Annotated in this window: 7 protein-coding genes; 2 read left to right on the top strand and 5 right to left on the bottom strand. The window is 48.2% G+C overall.

Annotated elements, in window-relative coordinates; genetic code table 11:
• A partial coding sequence (locus INT22_RS07270) for a toll/interleukin-1 receptor domain-containing protein (RefSeq protein ID WP_193067959.1) occupies positions 1–452 on the bottom strand: 452 nt, incomplete at its 3' end.
• Between the two features lie 424 nt (positions 453–876).
• Here INT22_RS07270 and INT22_RS07265 point away from each other — a divergent pair.
• On the top strand, positions 877–1,344 hold the full coding sequence (locus INT22_RS07265; RefSeq protein WP_442311491.1) for a tyrosine-type recombinase/integrase: 468 nt from the start codon (positions 877–879) through the stop codon (positions 1,342–1,344).
• A gap of 144 nt (positions 1,345–1,488) precedes the next feature.
• Here INT22_RS07265 and INT22_RS07260 read toward each other — a convergent pair whose 3' ends face one another.
• Together INT22_RS07260 and INT22_RS07255 are read right to left on the bottom strand one after the other, a co-directional pair.
• Positions 1,489–2,985 (bottom strand): RNA-directed DNA polymerase, encoded by a 1,497-nt coding sequence (locus INT22_RS07260; protein WP_193061374.1) that lies wholly within the window; start codon positions 2,983–2,985, stop codon positions 1,489–1,491.
• 170 nt (positions 2,986–3,155) lie between these two features.
• Entirely contained in the window at positions 3,156–3,563 is a 408-nt protein-coding gene (locus INT22_RS07255; RefSeq protein ID WP_193061373.1) for a GFA family protein, read from the bottom strand.
• 657 nt (positions 3,564–4,220) lie between these two features.
• On the opposite strand from INT22_RS07255, the gene INT22_RS07250 reads away from it, so the two are divergent.
• Positions 4,221–5,141 (top strand): ketopantoate reductase family protein, encoded by a 921-nt coding sequence (locus INT22_RS07250; protein ID WP_193061372.1) that lies wholly within the window; start codon positions 4,221–4,223, stop codon positions 5,139–5,141.
• A gap of 263 nt (positions 5,142–5,404) precedes the next feature.
• Here INT22_RS07250 and INT22_RS07245 read toward each other — a convergent pair whose 3' ends face one another.
• Both INT22_RS07245 and INT22_RS07240 read right to left on the bottom strand, forming a co-directional pair.
• Positions 5,405–6,037 carry a glutathione S-transferase family protein gene (locus INT22_RS07245; protein ID WP_193061371.1) on the bottom strand — a complete coding sequence of 211 codons (633 nt, stop codon included), beginning with the start codon at positions 6,035–6,037 and terminating at the stop codon, positions 5,405–5,407.
• 211 nt (positions 6,038–6,248) lie between these two features.
• The coding region (locus tag INT22_RS07240; RefSeq protein ID WP_193067958.1) for an NAD-binding protein at positions 6,249–6,444 on the bottom strand (196 nt) is incomplete at its 5' end.

Here is a 6,444-nt window from a genome sequence, read left to right as displayed (position 1 = left end):
ACAGACGTAGTATATGAGGGTGGCTGACCAATCTTTGGTTTTAAAGAAGCCCCAAAAACCGAGGCTAAGATTCTTTCAAAGCTTAAATCATAGGATTTTTTGTCTTTAATGGATTCCCATAGTGTAGATTTCAGTGGCTCAGGGACTTCACAATCATCTATAAGGATAGGAATTATTTTTGTCCCTTTCTGGATCTTACTTACGATAGTTGAGTTTAACTCTTCTTGCACCCAAGGCTTTCGAACACTATATTCGGACAGCACAATTATTACAGCCTCTGCTTCTTTCAGACCTTCTTCAAATATCTTATCGACTAAACTATCACCTGGAAGCATTTCCCATTTATCCAGCCATACATCAACACCATTTTGAATAAGCCTGATAGAAAATTCATTTACAAATCGCTCTTTATCTTCAGATGCATGACTCAAGAATACTTTTGGATGTGTCATATTTCTCCAATCACGTATAATACGTCTTTATTAGACTGTCAGATCGTTTATTGACTTGAACGTGCTGACACGTTCATTTAGGTTATCGCATGCCATTCACAATTTACCACCTTAAAATTAAAAGAAACCAAGTATTGTCAGGCTGCAAAACATTGATCATCGTTCCGGCTGCATAATGCGGCTAAACGGGTTTGCCGATAGGGCCACTTTGGGTCGAGCCCTGACCATGAATTAACCTTAGCACATGATGAGCGTGAATTGAGCCATTCTCTGACCTCTACCCGATGAAGGAACATTTCGACTGAAATCTCCTTTACACCTTGGAATAAAGGCAAGTTAGTTGGGCAAAAGACACCTCTGCGCCTTCAAGATATTTGGGTCATACGTGTAAAAGACGAGAGACCTCGCCCTCTTCAATTTAGCCATCGATAGCAAATTACGGGGCTGCGATCTCGCCAATTTACGAATACGAGATATAGCCCATGGTGCGTGCATATCACCACGAGCCATCTTGATGCAGCAAAAAACGCATCAACCTGTCCAGTTCGAAATAACCGAGCAAACCCGCATTGCTATAATGGATTGGATACAGCTTACTCAACTCAGAAACGAAGATTTCTTGTTTCCCAGCAGCATCAATAGCCCAAAGCATCTCTCAACGCGCCAATATGCCCGTATTGTCAAAGCTTGGGTTACCGAAATAGGTCTAGATGCGTCAATTTATGGCACGCACACTATGCGTCGTACGAAAGCTTCGCTGATATACCGTCGCACGAAAAACTTGAGGGCAGTGCAACTGCTTCTGGGTCATACGAAGCTTGAAAGCACCGTCAGGTATCTAGGGATAGAGGTAGATGACGCGCTGGAAATGGCAGAACAGACAGAAGTTTGATGAGGGTAAACGACGGCCTATTTCGGGCTGTCATTGTCCGGCCAGGAGCGGCCATTGCGGTAGTGCTGATATAACGCCGCGTTCACCGGCTTGTCCGGTGCAACGCTTTGTTCAGCACCATTTACGACACCCTTATTTAGAATGTTAGTATGCCCAAGCATTCTGTTTGAACAGCTCGATTTCTTCGGGTTCAATCACTTCTGTTGCCTCTGCTACGTCCGCAACCACAATACTTTTCACATCAATCGCATTTTTCAAAGCTTCACTAGCGATCCAGTCACACCCCCACAATTGCGGTGCTCCACCATTAACTATCTGGCAAATTGGCTCAGAACTATCGAATGGGATACCCACGGCTTTTGGTTGAGTTACTCGCTGCAACCATATTTCAAGATAACCGTTGTAAGGAACCCGCTTAATTTTCTCTCGGACTTTAGTCCAGAGTCGAACCTTGTCTTCGGTTGGTGCAAGCGCAATAAGATGGCTCAAAATTCCAGCTACAGCGGGAAAAGTTGCTGGAGACACATAGGCAATATCTGTTGCGATTGCCACTTGAACTTCGAGGTCGTCGGGAGATTCCGTTTGGCTAGAAACGTTAGTGTGAAAATCGCCCACTAACCGACGTAACGCACCGCTATTCGGATATCGTTGACCGAACGCATGGAGTCTCATTAATTGTTTTTGGATCGTTTTGGCATTTTCTTTTCCAAGGTCTTGCAGTTCAATACCTGCAAGTTTGTCTGGCTTGATAGACCCTTCCACTACGTTTCCGCTGGAAAAAGTCTTTGAAACCCCAAGCTTCATCCCGACCGTTCGCAACTTATCGCTTACAACCTTAAGAACGGATTCTGCACGTTCGTCGCTGTTTGCAAAGATGCGGTAATCATCTCGGTAACGAAGGATTCGGATATCAGAACAGCTACCTAGCTCAGTATTGATAAGCTCATCGACATAGCCAAGTACGATTTCGGCGATAAAGTCCATAAGTACCGAGCCTTGGCAAATTCCATTTGTTTGGCCGTAACGACTAGCCTGGATGTGGAAATCAATCTTGTTTCCAAGAAGCGACTTCTTAGTTTTGTTTTTCTTAGCTTCTTCGATCCCATGGATAGCCCATGCAATGCTATGCGTGTACAGCGAGCCGTAACAGTCTGTCACATCGGTGTGAAGAAGGTGATTGAATTCCAGCGAATAAGTCAAAGAGCGTTGTTCAACAGCCTGCCACCACCCTTTAATCTGAGTGGCAACATCGGTCTGGTGGTCCACTGACATTACAGGCGCGCTGCAACAGTCGATGACGCCATCCTCAAACTCAGCCATACGGGATATGATTAGAGCCCAGTTTTCCTCGTCGCAAATAACGTTTACCAATGAGACGTATATTGCAGGATGCATCAACTCATATGGTCGCCAAGCAAACCTTCCGTCCTTGTTGGCAATGAAATTGTAATTTACATCAGGAAAATCGGCTGGACTGCTTTTCTTGAACTGATTAAAACTAGCGCCGCCTAAGATTTCCGAAACACTTGCCAAAATAGGCTCGAAATTAATGTAGCTCGGAATATCGCCATTGAAGTAGCTACTCCCCTTCAAGAAATGAGCACGTGCTTCTTCATTGGTTAGGTCGATTAATCGCTTCATTTATTCGTTAGCCCTTGTGCGACGCTGAACGCCCGCTTAAGTGGTGAGCAACGCTACCACGACACTAAACCATTACACCGTAAACACTAAAGCCGAATGAAACCAAAACCGCCAAGCGTTGCGAATCCGTCTTAAAGCGTTTGTTATGCAACAAGCCCAAAGGTGTACGCCTAACCTTCACGCCCCTCTGTGAACACAGGTAATTTAGGGTCTAGGTGACACCAATTTGCCTTATACACTGTGTAAATTTGGGCATCTACTTTTACTGGTATATCGTCGTCGAACGTGGAGATAGCTAACTCTATTTCATCATGAGTTGAACCTTTGACACGGAAGCCTAAACTCGAACCACATTCGGAGCAGAAAGTTCGAATAGTACCATTGGATGCAACGAACTCTTTTAACAATTGCTCGCCTGAAAGCCACTTTAACCCTCGCACTCCGACCAAAGTTCCAAAAGCTGCACCATGAAATTTACGACACATTGAGCAATAACAGTTTGCCGCTTTTTCACTGAAACCATTAACAGAAAACCGGATGCCTCCGCACAAACAAGAACCTTTATATGTCTTACTCATCTTAAGCTTCCTCCATGTTGCATAACAGTTTATTAGTGCGCATGCGTGTTTTTCTGGCCACCACCATCCTGACCATATAGTTATAATGCATTGAAATTTAGAGAAACAAATGCCGTCTACGCGATGCGCTTTGCCAGAAAAACGCGCATGCGCGTTAACATTTCCACCACCCTTTGGATATTGCGCATAAACATCAATAGCTTTCCCCTAACACCTTGTTTCATAAAACTTTGAAAAAGCCACTCCAGAAAACCAAGCATTTGTATTCAAACCCTACCAGAAAAACGCGCATTGTGAGCCAAAGGCACTTATGAATATCCGGTCTCAGCGAAGTCCGCTTTGGGTCGCAAGCCGACATTGCACGTGGAGCTATACACGAGCTCCCCTCTTCCCTGTAACGCGACTCAGCCTTTTACACAAAATCTTCTTAGCCTTAACGCTAGCAGATAATCCTTCTGCCCGTCATTAGTCATTAGCCGCGCATTGCGGTCTTCTGCCACGTCTAGAGCTTGTTCGCTCATAACGCCTTTTAGCTTCTTCTATCACCACAACAAAAAAGCCGATGCCGTGAAGCTGCTGCTCACCTCACCTTCATTTCCTAGTGCTGAACACGGTAAGCTTGGCGACAACACCGCTGTTAATGGCTAAAAATCAACGATGACTTCCCATTGGATACTTGGCCCTGGGGCCATTGGTCGCCTGTTGGCGCATTCGCTTTCCCCCTTCACTGACACCACTTTGATTGGCCGACGTGCGCTGCCTGAACAACAACACCTGACCACCCCTGAAGGTGAAGAGCGAACTCAGCGGCTGGCGAGCGCTACGGTTGCGGAACTAGCCTCTCATCCGCTTCCCGCGCCTGGGTTTGTACATATCACCACCAAAGCCATGGCCGCCGAGGCGGCACTTGCCAGTATTGCCGATGTGGTTGCGCCCACTACCCCACTGGTGCTGTGGCAGAACGGCTTTTTGGCACAACCGCGTATTACACAAACGTGGCCTGGGCCAGTGCTGTGCGCGACCACTACTCAGGGTGCTTATCTCACTGGGGATGATGGTGTGGTTCACGCGGGGCGCGGGCCTACGTTTATTGGTGATTTAGATAATCAGCACGCGGGATTGGCGGAGGCGTTAGCGGCGCTATTGAGTGAGTCAGGCTTTACCGCAACAGCGGTCGGTGATATACGCCAACGCCTGTGGCAAAAGCTGGCGGTGAATGCGGCGATCAACCCATTGGTGGCGCTAAATGGTGTGCGCAATGGTGAGCTGCGCGGTGACGCTTATGCAGGCCGTTTGGCAGCGGTGGTCAAAGAGGTCGCGGCGATTTTAAAGCAGGAAAACATTGCACCACCGAATGGTGACGAAGGTGAAGACGCGTGGTTGGCGCTGGTGTGGCAGGTGGTGGAGAACACCGCTAACAATAAGGCCTCGATGTTGCAGGATGTTGAGGCCAAGCGTCCCACCGAGCGCGGGGCGATTTTAGGGCCGTTGATTGATAGCGCCGAGCGCCATGGCTTGCCGTGTGGGGTGTTGAAGGAACTTAATAGCGAATTGGCTAAATTGGAGGCGAAGTTTTAGGGAACATTTAGTGGCTAAATCATCGCGCTAAAGCGACCTCCCACAATATAAATTGCCCTTATTTACTGTGCTGTCAAGGCTGTGCTGTTCCACTTACAACCGCTGCGCCAGGCTGCCATTGCGGGTGCGCTTCGCTTACCACGCACTACAAACCCCGTATGCTCCATCGCATAAATGCACAATAAAGCCCGTGTATTTAGCCGTTTAGCAAATTGTAGTGCGCTAGAGCGCCCTCCCGTCATCAGGGAGGGCTGCTTTCTACATCACGTAACAGGAATCATCACTACGTTCTGAAAGGCGGGGCGTTCTGCAATCTGTTGGTACCAGCGCTCCAGATTGGGGCGCCGCTGCCAGGTTAACCCAATGTTCCAAAGGTTATAGATAAACGGCGCTAAGGCGATGTCGCCGAGGCCAAACTCATCGCCGGAAAACCAGGGTTGGCTTTGGTTTGCCAGCGCGTTATCTAGCAGTTCGAATGACCTTTCACAGGCTAGCATTCCAGCATCAATAGCGGCGTTGTCGCGCTCTTCTGGCGGTGTTCTTACGAATCCCTGCAAAATAACGCGGTGCCTGGGCGAAAGCGTATTGTTCGCCCAATCCATCCATTTCTCTGCCTGGGCGCGCTTGGCGGGGTTATCTACCCATAAGCTACCTTGGCCATACTGCGCAGCCAAGTAGCGGATAATGGTGTTAGATTCCCATAACACGCTATCGGTCGCGTCGTCTTTAAGTAGCGGCACTAGCCCATTGGGGTTCATGGCCAAGTACGCTGAGGTATTGTTGACCCCGTGCTGCATTCCTGCCGGAATTTGTTCAAACGCCAAGCCGAGCTCTTCGAGCACCCAGCGCACTTTTTTGACGTTAGTGGAGTTATTGCGGCCCCAAAGCGTAATCATGGCAGTCCTTTTTCTGGGCATACATCTGAGAATAGTGAAGAAAATGAGTGTGCCCGCCTTTGAAGCAAGTGACAAGGGGCGGCTATGCCGCCCGCTCGCGGGTGCCTAGTGTTGCTCGTTCCGCGCAAAACTCGCTACCACGCGCGACACCACCACTTACCACTTACCACTTACCATTTTCCATTTTCCATTTTCCATTCACGCCTTACTCTCACTCCTTATCTTGATAAAACTGCAGCAGGCTGGAGAAATCGAGTTTGCCGTTGCCGCTGGCTTTATGCAGGGTGAATAACGAACGTGCGGCAGACCCCATGGGCACTGGTGAGGCGCTTTGCTGACTAACATCCATGGCGAGGCCCAGATCTTTAATCATCAGGTCTACCTGGAAGCCGCCTTGATAACCCTTC

Source organism: Halomonas sp. 3D7M (assembly GCF_014897885.1).
Taxonomy (GTDB): domain Bacteria; phylum Pseudomonadota; class Gammaproteobacteria; order Pseudomonadales; family Halomonadaceae; genus Vreelandella.
This window is presented reverse-complemented; position numbering and strand designations above follow the sequence as displayed.

Coding starts and splice junctions, on each gene's coding strand:
- INT22_RS07260 (WP_193061374.1), bottom strand. CDS start 2,985: ATGAAGCGATTAATCGACCTAACCAATGAAGAAGCACGTGCTCATTTC.
- INT22_RS07245 (WP_193061371.1), bottom strand. CDS start 6,037: ATGATTACGCTTTGGGGCCGCAATAACTCCACTAACGTCAAAAAAGTG.
- INT22_RS07250 (WP_193061372.1), top strand. CDS start 4,221: ATGACTTCCCATTGGATACTTGGCCCTGGGGCCATTGGTCGCCTGTTG.
- INT22_RS07255 (WP_193061373.1), bottom strand. CDS start 3,563: ATGAGTAAGACATATAAAGGTTCTTGTTTGTGCGGAGGCATCCGGTTT.